Source organism: Parabacteroides sp. AD58, from assembly GCF_023744375.2.
Taxonomy (GTDB): Bacteria; Bacteroidota; Bacteroidia; order Bacteroidales; family Tannerellaceae; genus Parabacteroides; species Parabacteroides absconsus.
In genome coordinates this window covers 289,573-310,346 of the sequence record NZ_CP146284.1, presented here as the reverse complement: position 1 = coordinate 310,346, position 20,774 = coordinate 289,573, and the positions used below count along the sequence as shown (strand labels likewise).

Below are 20,774 nucleotides of genomic sequence, written 5' to 3'. Positions count from 1 at the left end.
TAAGCTGGTTACTTTTTGAATAGTTTTTTTGAGTATGAGCAAGATAGAGTTAAAAGAAAATCTAAAAAAATATTCGAACTTGGATGAATGTCCAATAAGAAATATCATATCACGATTTTCAGGAAAATGGCCTGTAATTATATTATGTATTCTGTCTGAAAACGAGTGTACGCGTTTCAATCAGATTCAGAAAGCTATTCCTGACATTTCCCCCAAAGTATTATCTGATACCCTAAAAAATCTTGAAACAGATGGTATAATCAAACGAATTGTTTATGGAGAAGTACCCCCAAGGGTTGAATATTCATTGACTAAACTTGGCCTAAGCCTAATGCCATACATTAACAACTCTTGAGTTCAACTTATAAATGCAACTTTTTGGGTGCGGATAATAAGCAATAAAAACATTTATTTTTCAGAGAGGAAAGAGAGACAATGTCCCCCTTTCTCTCACTCTGAATGGATAAAGTTTGCTATCTTTGCTTTAATTGTCCGTCCAAAGAAAAAAAAGTTGCAGATGAGCAAACATATAACCGAGGAACAAAGGTATGCAATTTCTATGATGTTGCAAATACCGATGAGCAAAAAAGCAATAGCGGAAGCTATCGGAGTAGATAAAAGCACTGTTTACAGGGAGATAAAGCGCAATTGCGACGCCCGAAGTGGTAGCTATAGCATGGAGCTTGCCCAGCGAAAAGCAGACAGGCGCAAGCAGCAAAAACATCGCAAGGAAGTGCTTACACCGGCAATGAGAAAACGGATAATAAAGCTGTTGAAGAAAGGATTCAGCCCGGAGCAGATTGTCGGCAGGAGCCGCTTGGAGGGAATTGCGATGGTATCTCACGAAACGATATATCGCTGGATTTGGGAGGATAAGCGGCGGGGTGGCAAACTGCACAAATATCTTCGCAGACAAGGTCGCAGGTATGCCAAACGTGGTTCTAAAAATGCAGGGCGAGGATTTATCCCAGGCAGGGTGGATATTGATGAGCGTCCCGAGATAGTGGAACTGAAGGAGAGATTTGGTGATTTAGAGATAGATACAATTATTGGTAAGAACCACAAAGGTGCCATTCTTACCATTAACGACAGAGCAACAAGCAGGGTCTGGATACGCAAGTTGTCGGGAAAAGAAGCCATCCCGGTAGCTAAGATTGCAGTATGGGCACTGCGGAAAGTGAAAAACTTAATACACACAATTACGGCTGACAATGGAAAGGAGTTTGCAAAGCACGAGGAAATTGCGCAAAAATTGGAAATAAAATTCTATTTTTGCAAACCATACCACTCATGGGAACGTGGTGCCAATGAAAACACCAACGGGCTTATCAGGCAGTATATCCCAAAGGGTAAGGACTTTAGTGAAGTAACCAACAAACAGATTAAGTGGATTGAAAATAAACTCAATAATCGACCTCGTAAAAGACTTGGATACCTCACGCCAAACGAAAAATTTAAACAAATTATTAATCAGAATTCTGTTGCATTTGCAAGTTGAATTCAGCAAACAATATAACAAATATCAAAGAGGAACTTCAACAAATCAAAGAAAAAGAAAAGCTGATGGGTGAATCTCAAGGTAAGACTAGAGTCTATTTTAAAAAAGGTACGCCAGAGTATGAACGTAAATGCAAATTGAAAGACTCTCTAAAAGAATTTGAAGAAAACAATGTTAACTACAAGTCTCTACTGACAGAACTTAATAATATAAATAAAAGAATTATTGATTCCACAACTGGAAAAAGCCAGTATGATAATGCAATCAGTGCTTTATTCACTCGTGTTAGTGATATTGTCAATGACCTACAAAAAAAGTTTGATGCGGGAAAATCACTCAATATGGTTGACTTAACTCCTTTGAAATATACATTAAGTGGAACACTACTGTTAGAGGATACCACAGCTGACAAAGCGGAAATAGAGTTCTTCAATGTATTACTTAAAATATTAATAGAAAGGGATACTTTAGAACCAATCTCTGATGCATATATCTTATCATTAATAGAAAATGCAGCAAATGTATATAAAACATGTGTATCGTCCACAACAGAGAACGGAATAAAAATCATCACATGTTTGAGAAACTACTGGAAATATAAGCATAATGCAATCAGCGGATTCCTCATTCCAGATGGCATGCCTATTCTTCAAGCTATCATGGCATTCTTCTTGAAGCCTTTTGGCTTTGACCAAATCGAACGATATATGTTAAACAAAAAATATACAGAAAAAAAATATGCTATGATGTTATGGGCCGCTTGTAATGGTTATGCTGCTCTTCCAAAAACATTTACAGCTATTCTTTATCAAGATAAGTCCCGATACATGGAAATGGATGATCTATTGCAAGTTACATATAACTCATTATAACATACCATATATGCTGACAAATAAAAACGCAATGACAAGATATAGAATACTTAATGAACTTTCAAGTAATCAATATCACAACTATTCACTTGATGACCTCACGGAAGAAGTGAGCACACATCTGTCTGAGATCTATCCAAATATGGATGGGATAGTAAGACGACCCATATTATATATAACTACGGATATGAAAGTTCTTTCTTGATTGAAATTGAACATCATACAATATTGGTTGTAATAGAAACATATTAGATTGCTGCCATAATGATTGCTTGTTTAATGATTAATTGTATTAATAGAAAGTCTCCTATAAGGAGGCGTTTAATTGTTGATTAAAGTGCTCTTTACAGATAATTCTTTGATTTTCTTCATATGTTTTTTACTCTTGAGACAACTTACGAAAACAAACTGTTCTTCAGGTGTTACAGCCTAAGTTGTTTTTAGGCAGTTCGTGCATTTATCAGCCAATATTCAACACATTCCGCAAACGGAGTAAAGCTTCAACATAATAATAATCAGCATAACTCAGAGGCACATCCACTTCGCTGTTTCCCGGAAGATGACCTGTACAGTGCATGATGGCAAAGTTTGCATTCGTCCCCGGTGTTGCCAGATAAGCTGGAGAAGTCAGCGAACGAATCTGTTGTTCGGCAAAGTTAAGGCATTGCTTACCGAAATCATTGGGATTAAACTGACTCAATTCAATGAGGGCGGAAGCCATGATAGCAGCCGCAGAGGCATCACGCACTGTATGAGGAATATCAGGACAGTCGAAATCCCAATAAGGAATCTTATCAGCCGGCATGTTAGGATGATTCATCAAGAATTGAGCAATGTGGTTGGCCTGTTCCAAATAAGCCTGTTTCTTGGCTTCGCGGTACATCATTGTGTAACCATATAATGCCCATGCCTGACCGCGAGCCCAAGCTGATTCATCGGCATATCCCTGATGGGTTTGTTTGATGTGTGGCTGGGCTGTCAAAGTATCGTATGATACGACATGATAACTACTATAATCCGGGCGGAAATGATTGGCCATTGTCTTGTCTGCATGCGAAATGGCCATTTGGGTGAAGGTACTATCACCCGTTGCACGACCTGCCCACATCAGGAATTCCAAGTTCATCATGTTGTCAATGATGACCGCATACTGCCACTTCTGTTTATCGGAATCCCACGAGCGCATTAATCCTAATTGCGGATTATAACGTGTGGCTAGCGAATGAGCACCTTCTATCATGACTTCTTTATACTTCGGGTTACCCGTCAGACGATAACCATTACCATAGCTGCAATTCAACATAAAACCAACGTCATGATTATTAGTAATTGTCTTTGCTTTTTCTACCCGAGCGGTATATAACTCAGCATACTTTTTCAATTCAGGTGTCGGATTCGCTTCATACAAGTACCATAATTCTCCAGGGAAAAATCCACTGCACCACCAACTGTAATCGCTGGTTTCCAGCTTACCATCTTTCATCGACTTGGGTAATTTTCCCTCCTGGTTTTCCAATTCTTTGGTCATAGGTAAGGCTTGATCTGTAGCTGTCTTCAATCCACGTTCGATAACAGAGCCAATAGGTTCTTCTTTCGGCTCACTCGTGCATGCTGACAGGAGTAATCCTGCAGCCGATAACACACATAATAACAAAAAATTCTTCATAATCCGTTAATTATCTTATTCTAAAAAGGTTAACTATTACTACACAAACCTGAAGTCAGTCGACTTCTTTATCTCATCTCCCTTGTTTGTTGCCATAAACCAGCCCTTCATCCTTACGGAGCAATAAAGCCTGGAAGAACATCATAGATATCTTTATGCAACCAACTTATACATCCCAAAGATAAGCATTCATTTGAAACCAAGTCTCCCGGCCGTAGATGTTCTATGGCAATATCTCTATCCTGGGGCCATTATTTCTTAGTTTCACTCGCATACATATAGCTTTCTTCTTGATTCCTCATAAGATTCGGATTGGGGCAAACTTTTTTTCATTTCAAAACACGATGTCTTAACCTGAAAAAGGTTAACTTCTATTTTTTAGCTTACGAAGAGAATAGGGCGAATCGCATAATTAGACACGCCCTATTTGAATTTTCTCACTAAGAGAATTATCAAAACAACTAATCTGAAGGTAAGGCATTTAAATACTCCAGAAGGAGAGCTCCTCCGTCTATCAGATCATAATTGTCGACAATATCAACAAAAACAAAGTTGTCTTCTTCTTTTGCAGGCGAAATTGATAAAATTAGCTGATACCTGTCTACAAGTTTTTGCAGATATTCTGTGATTCTCTCTCTGGTTAAGTTCTTTTCATAATTAATTCTCCATCCATGTCTATCCCTTCCATTTTTCAGACATATCCTATTTGCAAGTATTGGAGACCATTCATTGGTACTATGTTTAGAGGCATGAGCAAGTAGACTTTCAAACATCCATGTACCATTATCCTCGTTCCAGTTTTTGGGCGCAGAATATATGGCAATATTATATGATTTCCATGTAGTTCGATTGTCCCAGATATATTCTATCCACAGCTTGTTCCATCCATTGGATTTTGCTCTCAATGAATCAGGATATTTAAGTATGTAATATCGGGAGTCATGTGAGCCTGGATATGTTTGCCATGTTGTATTTATTTGTTTTTCCATGACAGCGTACATACGATCAAAAGCAACAGGGTATAGCTTCCCAATCATGCAAGAAATTCTCTGACAAGAGGTCTTATTTGCCAGCATTTCACTCCAAGAGTCATTACGTCCCATAAAACGATATTCCCTGTCTTGAATATAATAGTCATATTTTTCCAAAGAGAGAAGATAACGGGCTAAGAAAGCATTGTCAATTACGCCATTTTCATGCTTACGACTTAATTCCATCCACTTATTTCTGAATAAGAACTCAAATGTGTCTATTCGTCTATTAAATTCAACATCATTCTGTTCAGACCATTCTAATGAGTCGTCTGAGAATTTCTCATTCCATAAAGCATTCAAAAGGCAGTAATAGTCTTTGGTAGAATATAAATCCAAGCTTTCAGCTTTTAGAAAAAGTTCTTCAGTCTTTTCTGTTCCATGTTTTATAAACTGAATTTTTCGAATCTCATGTTGGTGTAAACAAGAGGTAACTATGCTATCCTCAGCCGAAGTATCTACAAAAGCGTACAGATCAAGATGTGAATCTTTGTATCTGCGTAAAAAGAGAAGCAAGTCTTCATCTTTCATCGTTTGCCCTCTGAGACACATTTGCACAAGATGATTCATCCTTTGCAATTCTTTTGATAAATCACTCGGATTCAGGTAAGTCACCTGAAGCAATGCTTTAGGACCTCGAAAAAACAGTTTTTTGTCTTTTGTCTTAGAGAGGTTGAATATCTCCATCACAATATCAGGATAGAATTCATAAAGCTTTATCAATGACTCAAAATATAGTTTTACCTCCTTGAAAGACAACACCGATTCAGCAACAGTTTCCCAATAGTCGGTGATTGGTTTGGCCGTTTTTAGTTCATATACAATACGCAAAAAATTGCTCATTGCAATATCAACTGTACTCTTATCTCTTTTTAAATTCTTTGCCAAGCGATAAAGCCAATCTTCCCAGGTGTTCCAAATAATACTTTTCGATATGCTATCTTCGCCTGTTATTATATAAGGTTTAAGGCGTTCATGTTTAGCCAATGGTTGTCCGCAGCTATTCATCGTAATATAAATATCGCGGCCTTGAACTGTCTGTTCAATGTCAGTATAGTAGAACATGACATTTTGAATAACATTATCAAAATTTAGTGTATCCATGTTCCCGCTGAAAATACACATCTGAACATAACGGTCGATAATGTTGAGTGCTTCTATCATGTTTTCGACTGTCGTATCATTGTCCCATTTTTGAGCCGATAATACTCTGATATCGTTAAAGGAAAGACATTTTTCTGACAAAAAAAGATATTCCATGAAATCTTCCGCAGTTTTACGAACACGATATGTGAAGCGCAGTGTTTTATCTGGTGCAATCAATTGTTGAAATGCCATCCAGTTCTTTCGATTTTCCCTTAGAGAAAGATAAAATGCCAATAACACTAATGTAGTCATCCGCTGCTGCCCATCTATAAGACAAAATAAGCCATCATGCTGACAGGCATAGATAAATCCGATATTAACTTTATTACCATTCGCTCTGTTTATAATTTCCAATAGCCTGTACACGTTGTCAGAGGTTTTGCTCCATACATAATCTCTCTGCATTTCAGGTACGATGATGATATGTTCATCCAGGAGGCTCTTTATGCTGTATTCTTTATTCATAGCTCTTCAATCCATTTCTTAGTTTCATTGTATAGGCGATGAGTATTATTACGAATATCTTCAAATGTCCATCGTTCCAATCCTCCTTTATTTGTGGAGCTTAGAAATACCTTCAAGGTGTATGGACGAATATATCTTTTACGGTTTTTACCATTTTGAAAATAAGACTCAACAACTTGTTCCCGTTTTATTTCATAGGCCGAATTGCCATAGCCGCGGTTTAATCCTTTTTCTAACAAAACAAGATTACCAGCACAATTCAATCCATATCGGTTGATAATAGCCATCGCAGCTTCTGCTGTCGTTGCATCATCTTCTAGGGTACGGATATCTTGGAACAATTGGGTATCATCAATATTCTCAGCCAAGTCTTTCATGGCGGCAATGTATAACTGCCTTCGCTCCCCGTCGTGAGTATCTTTCGCATTGGGAGTTTGGCATGCGATGTGTTCTACATCATCATTTTCCCTTGTAAAATAGTCTACTGGTAAATATCCAACTTCAGGATAGCGGGTGCAAAGCAGTACGTCCTGAAGGATAAGAATTTTAATGAGTAGTTTCATTCTACCATCGTCTTCAAAGTTACTGAGATACCATTGATGGCACTCGTTGCCTAAATCGGAAAAGCTGTAACTGCCGTCTCGAAATTCAGCCAGTAAACTTTTGCGAATCATAGACTTTATATTTGCCAAAAACTTATCATTTTCGGATATCCACAAATTATATATCTGCGAGAAATCACATTCTTGAGTATTGGATATTAAAAAGCCTAGGAAATGGTATATATCTCTATTATCTTTCCATTCTTTCAATGCTGAATACAAATGCCGCAAATCTGTAAGTTTTTCCCGGCAAATATTGTGGGTGGAAAGAAGTCGTTCAAAAAACACATAATTGTATTCTTCTTCTCCGGTATGATTAATAACAAAGAACAGTTTATAAATTAAATCAATAGGATAACGCTCTTCATTAAAAACAATTTTGGCATGATAGGAACCGAGATTGTCTACTTTTGTTTCAGTAATCGTATTAATTTTAACCAGTCGTTTTAGGAATTTATAATTTTCCTCATCTCTACACCATTTGTTCATTTCATCAAACTCTTCGCCTAAATCGTGCTCAGTTTCCATTTCTGTTTCGCATCGGGTAATAAATATAGCACGAAGGAGATCCGAACCATCAAGTTCAGATTTTACACCATTTAGATTTGCAAAAGTCTGTTCTTCTGTTGTAGCATCGCTTTCTATGACATTTACAATTAATTTAACTTTATCCAAAAACAAATCTAAAGGTAAACTATTGGATTCAAGCCACTCTCGAATAGCAGTAACTGCCTCTGAAATATATTCTTCATCCAAACTGTCTGCATTGCCGATCGTGTGATTTATGATGATGGCTTTGATAAAACTCTCCGTTCTGTCTCTAGTTGGAAATATGATATGGCTCTTGATATTGACGTCCAGTAAAGATAAAATCAGAGTAAGGGTTATCAAACGTTGTTGACCATCGATCACTCGTAATCCCTTATCTGAATTACAAAGTGTTATATTCTGTAGACAAAAGTATTGGTCAGAATCATGACATACCGGTATTTTGCTTGCAATACTTTCAAGTAAATGGCTAACATGCTCTTTTGTCCATTTATATCCACGCTGATATGCTGGTATGATGAACGTATTTTCATCTTCAAGGAAAATTTCTCGAATTGATTGGACTAATTCATTTTTCATAATTTGTTTTTATTCTGTATAATATCCATACATTCTCTCAAATAGTCTTAGCCCAAAGGATAAAGGCAAAACAAGAAGATTCCATAGATATCTTTATACAACCGACTTAAGTACTCAAAGGTAAGCATTCATTTGAAACCAAGTCTTCCTGTCGTTGATGTTTTATGGCAATATCTCTATCCTGGGGCCATTATTTCTTAGTTTCACTCGCATACATATAGCTTTCTTCTTGATTCCTCATAAGATTCGGATTGGGGCAAACTTTTTTTCAGTTCAAAACACAAAGCAATGTGCGCACCAGTCTTCATCATTCAGCAATTCCATTTTTCATTAATCCCATTCAGCTTTTTAACGATTGATTGTTCTCGCGCGCACGCGCGTTGTTGTAATCGTTGTTGTTTAAATTTATACTTTCTTTTTCTCTACTTTCCTTTACTTTACTTTTATCTACTTTACTTTGTTCAAAATTGCATGCAATTTTTGGATTTTTGTCGACAGAATCGTCGTTCAAATGCTCTTTTGGGGTAGTTGAACCCAGTATCATGTCTACAATTAACAAATATTCAGAATTCAAGATTTTCGCTTTTTTTCCGCCAGACAGTCGCTGAATTCCTATTTATTGGGTAAAGCAAAATGAAAAATAGCCGGCGTCTTTTGATCATTTCCCGGCGTCTTTTAGGTAAAAGCCGGCGTCTTTTGATGAAAAGGTAGGCAGCTCTTTTCACAACCGGTTTTTTCTGAAAATCTCGATACGATTCTTAATATTCTTTTCCAGACACTCCTTATACAACCACGGCTCACAGCTATGGAAATCGCCCACATTGAGGAAGCCCATGATGGGAGCATATTCACTGCCACTGTAACCTTTCACTATCAGCACTTTTTCCTTTTGCGCCACACTCACCGTAATCGTATCATGCAAGGTAGCCGGTACATCATCTGTACGCCAATTGACAGGATTGATACAGAAAGCACATGGAGCAGCCACCACGGGCTGAATGTACTTCACATCGCTGACAGAATTATAACATATCGTCACACCAATATCATCGGGACCCAGAGCTGCCTTAATATTGGCTGAAGCCAGTGTATCGGCAGGTGTAACCTTATAGCCCAACACATAGGCAGCCACCAGCTGTCGGTAAACATCCTCAGGCATTATCTTCAGCAGCTCCACAACAACCTTGCCACCCTGACTGAATCCGGCCAGTACAAACGGACGATTCTTCGGGCGATTCTTCAAGAATGTTTCGAAAGCGTTACGGACATCTTCAAAGGCAATTTCGAAACGGCTGTTGATGATATTCTCATCGCGGGTTGCCCATCCTTCAATTGTAATATGCCGGTAAAAGGGAGAGTAAAAGTTATTATCCTTACCCATATAAGCCGCTATACCCGAAATCTCCTTCGTCATATCATCCCGATGTTTCTTATTGTAGACATCCGCATAATGGACTGTCACGCCACTATCAGTCTTCCAATCGGTTTCCCACGTAGAAACGATATAAAACACGTCGGCATTTTTTCCCGTCTTATCATTCTCTTCTGCATACTAGAAAGTCGAATCAGAATAATCGGGCGCCTGGGGAATATACTCCTCCAACTCACTTTTGCTACATCCTGAAATCAGAAGACAGAGCAAAAAAGCTATCACATAGCCGAAACGGATATTTTCCTTTTTGTTGAAACAAATTCTATTCATATGATTTTTATTTAGATAATTCATCGAAACAAGACATTAATTAGTTCTGTGTCAATCCGGGCAAATAGTTTCCCCTTCCTGCCGGATACTCCAGAACGGGACGGACTTGGCGTCGGTGAACTCTTTCATCCGCCAGGCCGATTCGAACCCACTTGCCACGAAATGCATGGGCACGAACAGACCGACCTGAAACACATCGAGGAACTGACGGGCTCCACGAGTGTAACCGTTGCCGATGCGTCCATCTACGGGAAACATCACGACGTCGAAGCGGTCGGAGAGCTTGCGGATGTCTTTCAGCTCGCCCAAATAGCGTTTCTCTTCCTTCAGAGGATCGATGTCCATGCCGGAATCAGGATTGTAAACCAAGCCTCCGTGGTAGTCGTCAGTCAGAAAGCGGGCGTACCAGTTGTTCAGGTCGCCGGCATGGAAGATACGTTTGCCGCCGGTCTCAATCACCCACGACACACCGCTGTCGGTGCTCCCCGTAGCAGCCACACGAATAAGTTCATCTTCCCACGTAGCACCTTTACCTAACCAAGCATCAGCTTCATCCTTCTGAGCCCGACGGTGTTTCAGGATGTCTTTCGAAAGGATATAGCGAATATGATCCTTTTTCCCCTTCCATCCAAAAATCTCCCGGTTGAAATGATCCTCATGAAAATGACTGGAGAAGGCATACATCGGCTTGGGTGACAGCAACAGACGCGACATGACATCTGCCGGATCCTTCCAATAGTCAAATACAAGCATGCAGCTGTCAGTCTCAAGCGCAAAGCCGCTGTGGAAAATATAGGTAAGTTGCATCATCGGTAATATTTGGAGAACTTCACTTTACCTGGCAAAGGTACAGATTAAATGAAAGACATGCAAAGATTGGAGATATACGTTATAAATATAAAATAAACCGACAGAAATTCGCCAACAGACTTTTCCGATTTGATTTTTTAGATAACTTTGTGTACAGAGATATCTTTTGTATTTCTCACATTTTCACAATTCAAGTTAAAAGCTTAAAAGATTATGATCAAAATATACAGCATGAGCACCTGCCCCGACTGCTATTACGTTGAAGGGCAAATAAAAGGGAACGATAAATATCAGGTAATCGATATAGGCAAGCACGTCAAATACCTCAAAGAATTTCTGAGGCTGAGAGACCATAACCCTGTCTTCACCAAGGCAAAAGAAATGGGAGCAGCAGGAATTCCCTGTTTTGTACTGGAAGACGGTACGGTGACGCTCATTCCTGAAGAGGCCGGATTGCAATCCCGCCCTGTGAATGAAGGAGCCGCCTGTAACATCGACGGAAGTGGTTGTTAAGATGGAAACACGGAAAATAATCTTTCTACACGGTTTCTTTGCTTCAGGCAGCTGCATCCCGGCCCAGGCTTTCGTGCAATATCTAAAGGGAAAGATTCAGGTGCTGACTCCTGATCTGCCTTTACATCCGCACGAAGCCCTCAGGTTTATTCACCAGCTGTGTGAACAAGAAAAACCAGATGCGCTGGTAGGCAACAGCAACGGCTCATTTTTAGCTCAAATCGAAGCAGCCAGAAGTGGCATACCGGCCCTGTTGGGAAATCCCTATTTCGAAATGACTAAATTTCTGAAAGAGCGTATTGGCCCGCACGAATACAAGTCGCCCAGAAGAGACGGGAAACAACAGTTCATCATTGACCAGGAACTGATCCATGAATTTGAAGAGGTTCAACTTCATCAGTGGGATTATTATAAAGAATCCGATCGTGAACGGATCTGGGGATTATTCGGAGAAAATGATCAGTTAGCTCATTACAAGCCTCTGTTCTTAACTTATTATACACATGCTTATTCGTTTCCTGGGGCACACACACCAACTGCCGAAGAAGTAAGATATTATTATGTACCCTTGGTAGAAAAACTGATCCAAGATTTTTCTACCAAGAGTCATCATTAAATTAGAATGTCACCTCTACTCCACCCATGAAAGTAGCCTTCGGCATCGGGAAGCCGTCATTAATGGAATAGCGTGTAGCCGTCAGGTTTTCACCTTTCACGAAAAGATTCAATCCTTTGTCCTTACTCTTACCAAAATGATAGGCTGCACGGGCATTCAAGACTGTGTAGTCTTCCAATTTTGTACATGCCTCATCGGTATAAAGGTCAAATATGGACTGGACAGCCAAATAGAAGGAGAACCTGCCCGGCAAATATGTCGCTCCCGCATAAAACTTATGCTTGGGTGCACCTGCTATCGGATCACTCTGGTCGAGAAAACTATAGTTCGTCGTAAATGAAAGATTCTGCAGGATCTGATATTTGACCTCCGCTTCAACACCTTTATTCGTAAACTCTCCTGTATTGACATTTAATGGATTACCATTAATCATCGCTGTACGGATCATATCCTTTCCATCAATGTAGAAGGCTGTTACCTCGGCAGACAAGCGTCCCTCAAGAAATGACTGACCAACCGAAATCTCGTAATTCATCATGTTCTCCGGCTTCAAATCAGGATTCTTGGGCTTGTACATATACAATTCACGGATATTCGGACTGCGGAATCCCTTGGAAAGAGAAGCCTTCCATACATTTCCTTCAAAGGGACGGAACGTCAAACCGGCCTGAGGCACCCAAGCACCTCCAAACGAGCTATTATGTTCATAACGCACACCGGCATTAACACCAAGCTTGTCAAGAAAATCCTGCTGCATAATGACATAACCGGCTACTTCATTGACCGATTTATCAATAATCTCCTGATCGGAACCATCATTCATCTGGTTCCAGGCATGGCCTCCCCAGTTTTTATAATCGATTCCGACTGTAAAATTATTCCCGGGAAACAAGCGAAAAGACTCATAAAACAATACACCCAGATTTCTATCAGTTGACCGGAAAAGATAGTCCTTGGGAGTTTCACCCGTATAATATCCGTCATTTATTTCATGATTTCCCCAGTTGTAGAACAGGCGGATTGCTCCACTCACCTTCTCATACTGATTCTCGAGTGCCAAAGATGATGTACCACGCCAGACATTCATCTTGTTATCATAAATAGGATTGAATGTTTCTCCCGGATTCTGGAACTTATACTTCGCCAGACTCACATCACCACGCAATTGATAAACATCATTAAAACGATAGCCTAAATTAGCAAAGCCATTTGTAATCCGGAATTCAGAATTAGGCCGATGACCGTCTGTCCGATCGTGATTAATGGAGATAAAAGAGCTGAAATTACCCACATTATATCCATTATTCACCATATACTTCTGCGTATTGTACGAACCATACATGATCCGTGCCTGCGTACGTCTGCCCTGTTCATGATGTCTTCGCGTAATGATATTGATGACACCTCCCATCGCATTCGAGCCATACAATAATGAACCCGGTCCACGAATCACTTCTACTTTCTCTACATCAGATGCCACATACGTATCAGGTAAGGCATGGCCAAAAAGTCCTGCCCACTGAGGCTGGCCATCAAATAAAACCAAGACTTTATTGCCACCCCCGACTCCTCGGATGTTAATCGTTCCCGCAGCATTCGTAGACACACCAAATCCGGTAACGCCTTTCTCTGTCACAAAAAGTCCAGGAACCTGCTCCGACAAGACTGGCAATAAAGCTGATTCACTGCTGTTTTCTATCTGATTCCGATCTATCACAGAGATAGTCAGCGGAACACTGTTCCGGTTTACTTCTATTTTATTGGCTGATACAACCAGACTATTCAAATGAATCAGGCTGTCTACTTCCATGGGTGTTTCTGCCATCATCCTGACTGAAGCCAGCAGGCAAGCTACAATTAATACATTCCTTTTCATTTATCTATTAATAAAAATACACGCAGTGTTACCTTTAAATAAAAACGTGTTACTAATTCTCCAAAAAAATAAGGCTTAATCAGCCCTACTCATCACCAGTTTGCCATGCTTAATCCCCTTAATAGCTGTCAGACAATCTGATAAATCAGTTAGTCTATGAGCTTCCCCCATAACTGCAGCAATATGCAAACAAAAATTCTTATTGATAAAATATTGCGACGACGAAAGAATGACATCCTGATAATCCTGTTCTATCAAAGTTATCTTAGAAGCGATTTCGCTTTTCCCCTGATCATACATGATAATGATCGTACCGGCAACAATATGATTACACAACCATTTCTTCTCGGCCAAATTCTTCTCTATCAGGAAACGAATTGCCTGTGAACGATTTGAAAAACCATTCTCCAAGACATACTGATCCAACGATTCAAGCAAATCATCTTCCAAAGAAACACCAAACCGTTTTAATGCCATTTCGCCTTCTTAATAAATTTGCGTACAAATATAAGAAGTTAATTTAAACGAAGCAAAACCTATCAGACAGTTCTTAACGGAATAACCTTTCCTTCCTCCGAGATCAATAACAAATCCAGATTCGCTGATTGTAAAAGAGGCTTACAAGACCGATAGCAATCCTGAAGTATCAGCTGATAAAAATCAGGAAATGCTTCAGGCGATATGATCTGCCATAGCTCACGGGCTAAAGTCAACGAACGGATTGCCGATAAAATATCCGTACCACAATGAGCCTTCTCAGCTGTATGCAAAAGATAATCTCTGTTCATTATCACTTTCTTGCTATGCGTGTCTAAAGCTCCTTCCGCCAACTTCACTGCTTTCCCCAACATCAAGCCCATAATAATTTTCCGAAAACCTGTCTCTACTGCAATTCGGACTGTATCACCAATAAAATTGCCATAATGAACATAGGCTTGCAATGGCAGATTCAGAGAAGCCAGATAGCTCTTCAAAAACCGCTCACTTTTTGCCCCGGAGTTGATAACCAGCTGCGGGCTCCCTATTGCTTTGGCTACTTGTATTTCCTTCCGGATAGAAGCAACAAAAGCCTCAGATGAGAAAGGCCGTACTATACCAGAAGTACCAATAATAGAAATGCCTCCAACAATTCCCAATTTCGGATTAAAAGTTCTTTTCGCTAATTCTTCCCCATGATCCACCGATACCGTAACAATCATTGAAGAAATCTTTCTTCCGGAAGAAGCTACCAAACGACGCAGTTCACTCTCAATCATCCGTCTTGGTGTCTGATTAATAGCAGGTCCGCCCACTTCAAGTCCTAAACCAGGCAAAGTGACGGTCCCAACACCGGGACCAGCCTTCAAACAGACCTCCGGCTCATTATCACCGTCACCTTCAATCACCTGAACATGTACTCTTATCACGCACCCGTTCGTTACATCCGGATCATCTCCAGATTCTTTAATCACAGAACAAGTGACGCCGGAACTGTCCTCTTCGACAGAAGCAATAGGCAAAGTGACAGATTCGCCGGAAGGCAACTGGATTTCCATATCAGAAAGCTCTTTCTTATATAAAATCCCATACAAAGCAGCTTTCGCAGCAGCAGTCGCGCACGAACCCGTTGTCAGTCCGCAATGCAAATCAAAAAAACCTGGTAACAGCCGATAAATCTCGCGGCGCAAACCAAATTCACCATCCACAGAAAGGAAAAAAGGAGAAAGCTGTGGACGCTTAATCACATAGACCGGGATTCCATATTTAACCGCCGCATGCGTTTTTTCTTCAAAGAAACCTGATGTACCACTTTCTTTCGTTAAAATTGCATCAGGAGCTATCTGCCGGATCATATCCTCATCTGATTCTTCCTGGTAAAAAAGCAGATGATCTGTCGGAAAACCCTGCTCCATGGCAATCCGACGGGAATCTTCCCGATCCAAAATCCGGAAGAAAGACTCATGTTCAGACCAAAACGCTTTTAATGGCCTAATCGTATTCACGCCTGTCCAGGCCAATAAACGGGATACTTTATGCTGCCTCATCTTTTGCATGGCATCCACATAATCATCACACCAGATAAAATCCGGATTCCGGGGTGGATATTTCCGTTCATAACGGATAACCGGTAATCCGAGCTGGGCAGCAACACCGGCAACAGTCTGATGCAACTGAACAGCAAAAGGATGGGCAGCATCAATAATCAGTCCGATATGTTCATTGGAACAACATTCAGTCATAACCTTCTCGTCCATTGCCCCACAAATACGCTTCCCATGAACCAGCTCCATTTCCTGCCCTCCACCTTTCGTGGAGTACAGAAATGGCTTGCCCGCCTCTTCCAGGATGCGGGCCACAATTCGCCCTTCTGTTGTTCCGCCCAAAACAAGTATCATACAACTTTTATTTTCTGAATAAATGCTTAAATTCATCTGCATATAAACGAGACAGCCCTTCACGATGCCCGATAGCCTCTCCTACTACAAGTAAAGTAGTCAGTGTCAGATGATTTTCACGCACTACCTGTGCTAAGTTCTTTAATTCACCCCGGAAAATCCGCTGTTCTTTCCAGGTTAATTTATAGCATACGGCAACAGGTGTTTCTGGAGCATAATGCTGTAACAACTCCTGTTCGACTTTATCTGCGATTGAGGCGCTTAAATAGATGCACATCGTACTTTGACTTGCTGCCAGTTTATGCAACTGTTCTTTTTCAGGAACCGGCGTACGTCCTTCACCACGGGTCAGAATAATTGTCTGAACTTTCTCAGGCACAGTAAACTCCGACTTCAATTCGGCGGCAGCAGCCTGAAAGGCCGAAATACCCGGAGTAATATGATAGTCCATGCCATACTGGTCAAAATAATTCATCTGTTCCTGAATAGCACCATAAAGACATGGATCACCTGTATGCAACCGGACAACCAGCTTTCCTTTCTCATAAAACGATTTCATAAGGGCAAACTGTTCCTCTAAATTCATATCAGCCGAACTGCGGACCACGGCACCCGGTTTAGCATAATAAGTTAATTCTTTAGGAACCAGACTTCCTGCATATAGAATTAAATCGGCTTGTTGAAGAAAGTGCTTACCTCTGACAGAAACCAGCTCAGGATCACCTGGTCCAGCTCCTACAATCTCAATATGTCCTTCCCGCCTTGCTGTTCCATTATCCAAAGCGACAGCCCAAGTAAACTGAATATCTCCATCGTGATAAATCTGTTTAGGCAAAATTAAGGTTCCACCACCAGCTGCCTTGATTGCTGAAGCCTCACTCACGCTCGGAATCCCAATATTCGACTCCACGATGGCAGAAGGATTCGGCACATTTATTCCACTCAACTCTGCAGTAGAATAGGTATTAAAAGGAATATGCAAAGAATCGGCCAATAACACCAAGGCCTTTTCATTTTCTTTAATATCAACCGAATCCAAGGAACAAATTGCCTGGGCAGAGAGATGATGTTCCTGCAAAGATGTAAAAATCTGATTCTTCAACAGCTGAACGTCCGCCTCCATTTCCCGTTTACATCCCATTCCTACATGTAAAACCTTTGGAATATACTGTAGGCATAAAGCAGGATAGGTATGCATCCAAGGCGTTACGGCTATTATCAGTTCATATTTATCTGCCGGAATGGACGCTGCATCAGTATACAAATCTACATGTGAAGGCTTGGTCTCAGTCAAAAAATCACACCCTTCTGCTGAACATTCCAACAAAAGAGCAGTAGGTTTCTGATTCACAAAAAGAGAAATAGCATGATTCATCAACCTGTTTACATGCTCAGCAGCAACTGGCGAACTCTCGCCTTTATGTAGCAAGACCGGCGACCAACCATATCTTTCAGGTAAAATATCCAATGCCCATAGTCCGGTATTGTCACTCTGCGTTGTAATTACCGGTTCAGCAGACAACAGACGGGCAAGAGCGACTGTCAGTTCATTGGCGCCACCCACATGACCAGATAAAACGGAGATAACTTGTTTTCCCGTGCTATCAATACATACTATGGCAGGATCCGTATGTTTATCCTGAATCAAAGGAGCTATACTTCTGACACAAATGCCAAGAGCTCCGATAAATACTATCGCATCCGAATCATAAAAGGCCTTTTTCAAATCTGGCAAACGAGATATTGTTACATCTTCATAATGAAAAGATATCTTTTCTGCCAAATCTCTGCCCTTTTCTGAAACTACTATAATTGTTATTCTCTTTATCATCATGTATCAATTTTTACTTCGTTCGGCTTTACATATCGTTATAGGATTAAACTCATCTACTGCGATCCGGATTTCTTCCTTGCATACAAGACCTGCTGCAGGCAATGACGCTTTAAACAAGGACAGACTATCTTCCGATACAGAATTAAATACGACCGTTCCTGTTTCAGCGAGACAAGAAGAAATCTTTTGAAGCATTTCTGGAAGTTTTCCCCCGTGACCACCAATAAAAACAGCATCGGGAGAAGCTAAATCAGACACATCATAGGTCATAAAATCTGCAATAATTGCTTCTATGCCAGGTATTCCCATCCGATGTGAATTGATCTCCATCAGTTCTCTGCCTTCTTGTCTGACTTCAAAAGCAGTAATATGCAAGTGAGGAAATTGCAATTTAGCTTCTATAGAGACAGAGCCCGTACAAAAACCTATATCCCAAAAATTCTTCTTTTCATGCAAATCCAACAGACTTAAAGAGAGCAGACGAACAGGCATTTTAGTAATCATCCGGGACCTTCCGTTCAAATACTCGAAACATGTATCCGGTATGCCAAACGGACGATACATATTCTTTCCATTTTGCTCCAGAATTACACAATTCGGTGTTTGAAAAGACTCAGCAGCCGCCTGTTGAAGCGAGAACTTCCGAATACTCTGTTTTTCAGGATTTCCCAAATTAATTCCTACATACATCACATACATAGAATAGCCATATTCCAGCATGCGTCTGGCTATTTGTGCCGGCGTATGGACATGGTCTGTCAGAATCCCGATCTTGGTGGAACGTTCTATCAATGCATGGTCAAATTCATGCCAAGGACGTCCAGTCAATGACACAATACGCAAATCGTGGTATGGGATTAACAGTGCATGCGCCAACATTTGCAACGAATTAAATGCCGGATAAAGAAATATTCCCGCATGAGGCAGTTTGCGTTTGATAGTATTGGCAAAACCGAAGAACAACGGATCTCCAGACGCAAATACCACAATACTTTCTTTAACCTGTTCATATTGGGAAAACACTTCATCTATCGGACTTTTTATATCAATCCAGATCGCTTGTTGAGGTAATAAAGAACGAACAATTTCGTGATGCCGGACACCTCCTGAAAAAACCCGATGAGACTGGATGATCCGCAATATTTCAGGAGAGAAATCCGGATTCGGACTGTCGTTCATCCCTATGACATAAAAATGGCTCATACGTCTCTACCCGGTTTTAATTGTTCCGCATCATCAAAACAAAGGATCGCATTAACTAAAGTTGCAGCCAAGTTACTACCGCCTTTTCGTCCTTCTACTATTATTTTAGGTATTGAAACAAAAGGCTTTATCATATACTTTGACTCTTTCACATGTACAAATCCGACAGGAGCGGCAATCACGCCAGCCGGATGCGCTTTCTGCTTCCGAATCAGATCGCACAATTCCATTAAAGCCGTTGGTGCATTACCAAAAACGAACAATGCGCCAGGACATTCTTCTGCAGCCAGACGTATTCCGGCTTGTGTACGTGTAATACCTTTTTCTTTGGCCAACTGAACGGTCCTTTCATCTCCCAGATAGCATCTTACATCTACACCTAACCGATGAAGAGCTCCTTTGCGGATGCCAGAAGCCGCCATCGTCACATCTGTTACTATCGTTTTTATTTCTCCATTCTGAAACTTATGAAACAAATTTTCCACAGCATCAGGATCTGTATAAAGAATATCTTCCATTTCAAAATCGGCTGTTGTATGAATGGCATGCAGCAAAGCCCATTTTTTCCCTAATGCTATTTCCGGATGTTTTAATTCTTTTTCTATTGTCCGAAAGCTTCTGATCATGATATCCTGACCGATGCCATATTTCTCCTCTTTATTTTTCTCCTCTCCGAAATATCCCCGCGGAGTAATGATAGCTCGGTTTGATACACCCTCATTATTATCAAAAAAGCTTTGAGAATTTCCTATCAGCAATACTGTAAACATATCGATCTGTTCAGGATCTAATTCTGCTAAAGTACAGGTATGCACACTCTGTTCTGGTCTTCCAGCCTGACGGACATAGCCCACTGGTGTCATACCATTACGTTCTTGCAAAAAGATTTCCTTAAGACGATACAGCTGCCAGTAACGACCTTGACTTTTCGGATTATAAACCGCCGTCACAAAATCGGCCATGGCGGCTGCCCGAATTCGTTTTTCAATTATTTCCCAAGGAGTCATTAAATCAGACAATGATATCACACAAAAGTCATGTCCAATCGGTGCCCCCAGTAAAAACGCTGCCTTCTGAAAAGCACTGATGCCCGGTAATGAAATAATTTCGATATCAGCATTCATCTGCTTCCGCATCTCATAAATTAACGGTGTCATTCCATAAATTCCGGCATCCCCAGAACTAATTACACAAACAACATGTCCTTCCAAGGCATAACGAAAAGCATCTTGGGCTCGTTCTTGCTCCTTTTTCATGCCAGAGTCTATACAAAGTACGTCAGGACGAAGTATTTGCTGAATAAACTGAAAGTAATATTTATATCCGATAATTATATCAGACTCACGAATGGCCGCCAACACGGCTGGTGTGATATCGTCTAAATCACCTGGACCAATACCCACCACAATGATCTTACCTTTGCTTACTATCATAGAC

Annotated in this window: 16 protein-coding genes; 5 read left to right on the top strand and 11 right to left on the bottom strand. The window is 40.5% G+C overall.

The features are described 5' to 3' along the window. Window positions 1–34 precede the first annotated feature (34 nt). From NEE14_RS01235 to NEE14_RS01225, 3 genes are all read left to right on the top strand, one after another. Window positions 35–355 carry a winged helix-turn-helix transcriptional regulator gene (locus NEE14_RS01235; protein ID WP_018452726.1) on the top strand — a complete coding sequence of 107 codons (321 nt, stop codon included), beginning with the start codon at window positions 35–37 and terminating at the stop codon, window positions 353–355. A gap of 162 nt (window positions 356–517) precedes the next feature. Next, a complete protein-coding gene (locus tag NEE14_RS01230) occupies window positions 518–1,498 on the top strand; it encodes an IS30-like element IS4351 family transposase (RefSeq protein ID WP_005794072.1) in 981 nt (326 codons plus the stop codon). Then, window positions 1,495–2,370 (top strand): hypothetical protein, encoded by an 876-nt coding sequence (locus NEE14_RS01225; RefSeq protein ID WP_338578759.1) that lies wholly within the window; start codon window positions 1,495–1,497, stop codon window positions 2,368–2,370. Before NEE14_RS01230 ends, NEE14_RS01225 begins: the two co-directional genes overlap by 4 nt. Window positions 2,371–2,830: 460 nt before the next feature. On the opposite strand, the gene NEE14_RS01220 is transcribed toward NEE14_RS01225, so the two are convergent. From NEE14_RS01220 to NEE14_RS01200, 5 genes are all read right to left on the bottom strand, one after another. Next, complete coding sequence (locus NEE14_RS01220; RefSeq protein ID WP_338578758.1) at window positions 2,831–4,036, bottom strand: glycoside hydrolase family 88 protein; 1,206 nt, start codon at window positions 4,034–4,036, stop codon at window positions 2,831–2,833. Between the two features lie 461 nt (window positions 4,037–4,497). Next, window positions 4,498–6,678: a DUF262 domain-containing protein gene (locus tag NEE14_RS01215; protein WP_251968132.1), complete on the bottom strand. Its 2,181-nt coding sequence runs from the start codon at window positions 6,676–6,678 to the stop codon at window positions 4,498–4,500. Next, a complete protein-coding gene (locus tag NEE14_RS01210; protein ID WP_251968131.1) occupies window positions 6,675–8,408 on the bottom strand; it encodes a DUF262 domain-containing protein in 1,734 nt (577 codons plus the stop codon). Before NEE14_RS01210 ends, NEE14_RS01215 begins: the two co-directional genes overlap by 4 nt. A gap of 721 nt (window positions 8,409–9,129) precedes the next feature. Further along, window positions 9,130–9,921: a DUF3089 domain-containing protein gene (locus tag NEE14_RS01205; RefSeq protein WP_251968130.1), complete on the bottom strand. Its 792-nt coding sequence runs from the start codon at window positions 9,919–9,921 to the stop codon at window positions 9,130–9,132. Window positions 9,922–10,161: 240 nt separating this feature from the next. Then, entirely contained in the window at window positions 10,162–10,917 is a 756-nt protein-coding gene (locus NEE14_RS01200) for an MBL fold metallo-hydrolase (RefSeq protein ID WP_251968129.1), read from the bottom strand. 216 nt (window positions 10,918–11,133) lie between these two features. Here NEE14_RS01200 and NEE14_RS01195 point away from each other — a divergent pair, with 216 nt between their 5' ends. Next, complete coding sequence (locus NEE14_RS01195) at window positions 11,134–11,433, top strand: glutaredoxin-related protein (RefSeq protein WP_251968128.1); 300 nt, start codon at window positions 11,134–11,136, stop codon at window positions 11,431–11,433. A 1-nt stretch (window position 11,434) separates the two neighbouring features. Continuing rightward, window positions 11,435–12,049 carry a YqiA/YcfP family alpha/beta fold hydrolase gene (locus NEE14_RS01190; protein WP_251968127.1) on the top strand — a complete coding sequence of 205 codons (615 nt, stop codon included), beginning with the start codon at window positions 11,435–11,437 and terminating at the stop codon, window positions 12,047–12,049. A gap of 1 nt (window position 12,050) precedes the next feature. Here the strand turns inward: NEE14_RS01190 and NEE14_RS01185 are convergent, their stop codons facing one another. The 6 genes from NEE14_RS01185 to cobJ form a co-directional block, all read right to left on the bottom strand. Then, entirely contained in the window at window positions 12,051–13,925 is a 1,875-nt protein-coding gene (locus NEE14_RS01185) for a TonB-dependent receptor plug domain-containing protein (RefSeq protein WP_251968126.1), read from the bottom strand. A 75-nt stretch (window positions 13,926–14,000) separates the two neighbouring features. Next, window positions 14,001–14,402, bottom strand: a complete 402-nt coding sequence (nikR, locus tag NEE14_RS01180; protein WP_251968125.1) for a nickel-responsive transcriptional regulator NikR — start codon at window positions 14,400–14,402, stop codon at window positions 14,001–14,003. Between the two features lie 62 nt (window positions 14,403–14,464). Further along, the gene (cbiD, locus tag NEE14_RS01175; protein WP_251968124.1) at window positions 14,465–16,300 is read right to left on the bottom strand and encodes a cobalt-precorrin-5B (C(1))-methyltransferase CbiD; all 1,836 of its coding nucleotides are present in this window, start codon (window positions 16,298–16,300) and stop codon (window positions 14,465–14,467) included. Window positions 16,301–16,307: 7 nt separating this feature from the next. Beyond that, window positions 16,308–18,134, bottom strand: a complete 1,827-nt coding sequence (cobM, locus tag NEE14_RS01170) for a precorrin-4 C(11)-methyltransferase (RefSeq protein ID WP_262922379.1) — start codon at window positions 18,132–18,134, stop codon at window positions 16,308–16,310. Between the two features lie 3 nt (window positions 18,135–18,137). Then, the gene (cbiE, locus tag NEE14_RS01165; protein WP_251968123.1) at window positions 18,138–19,337 is read right to left on the bottom strand and encodes a precorrin-6y C5,15-methyltransferase (decarboxylating) subunit CbiE; all 1,200 of its coding nucleotides are present in this window, start codon (window positions 19,335–19,337) and stop codon (window positions 18,138–18,140) included. Continuing rightward, entirely contained in the window at window positions 19,334–20,770 is a 1,437-nt protein-coding gene (gene cobJ / locus NEE14_RS01160) for a precorrin-3B C(17)-methyltransferase (RefSeq protein ID WP_251968122.1), read from the bottom strand. The genes cbiE and cobJ overlap by 4 nt, the downstream gene beginning before the upstream one ends. Window positions 20,771–20,774 lie beyond the last annotated feature (4 nt).

Coding starts and splice junctions, on each gene's coding strand:
- NEE14_RS01235 (WP_018452726.1), top strand. CDS start 35: ATGAGCAAGATAGAGTTAAAAGAAAATCTAAAAAAATATTCGAACTTG.
- NEE14_RS01230 (WP_005794072.1), top strand. CDS start 518: ATGAGCAAACATATAACCGAGGAACAAAGGTATGCAATTTCTATGATG.
- NEE14_RS01220 (WP_338578758.1), bottom strand. CDS start 4,036: ATGAAGAATTTTTTGTTATTATGTGTGTTATCGGCTGCAGGATTACTC.
- NEE14_RS01215 (WP_251968132.1), bottom strand. CDS start 6,678: ATGAATAAAGAATACAGCATAAAGAGCCTCCTGGATGAACATATCATC.
- NEE14_RS01210 (WP_251968131.1), bottom strand. CDS start 8,408: ATGAAAAATGAATTAGTCCAATCAATTCGAGAAATTTTCCTTGAAGAT.
- NEE14_RS01200 (WP_251968129.1), bottom strand. CDS start 10,917: ATGCAACTTACCTATATTTTCCACAGCGGCTTTGCGCTTGAGACTGAC.
- NEE14_RS01195 (WP_251968128.1), top strand. CDS start 11,134: ATGATCAAAATATACAGCATGAGCACCTGCCCCGACTGCTATTACGTT.
- NEE14_RS01190 (WP_251968127.1), top strand. CDS start 11,435: ATGGAAACACGGAAAATAATCTTTCTACACGGTTTCTTTGCTTCAGGC.
- NEE14_RS01185 (WP_251968126.1), bottom strand. CDS start 13,925: ATGAAAAGGAATGTATTAATTGTAGCTTGCCTGCTGGCTTCAGTCAGG.
- nikR (WP_251968125.1), bottom strand. CDS start 14,402: ATGGCATTAAAACGGTTTGGTGTTTCTTTGGAAGATGATTTGCTTGAA.
- cbiD (WP_251968124.1), bottom strand. CDS start 16,300: ATGATACTTGTTTTGGGCGGAACAACAGAAGGGCGAATTGTGGCCCGC.
- cobM (WP_262922379.1), bottom strand. CDS start 18,134: ATGATGATAAAGAGAATAACAATTATAGTAGTTTCAGAAAAGGGCAGA.
- cbiE (WP_251968123.1), bottom strand. CDS start 19,337: ATGAGCCATTTTTATGTCATAGGGATGAACGACAGTCCGAATCCGGAT.
- cobJ (WP_251968122.1), bottom strand. CDS start 20,770: ATGATAGTAAGCAAAGGTAAGATCATTGTGGTGGGTATTGGTCCAGGT.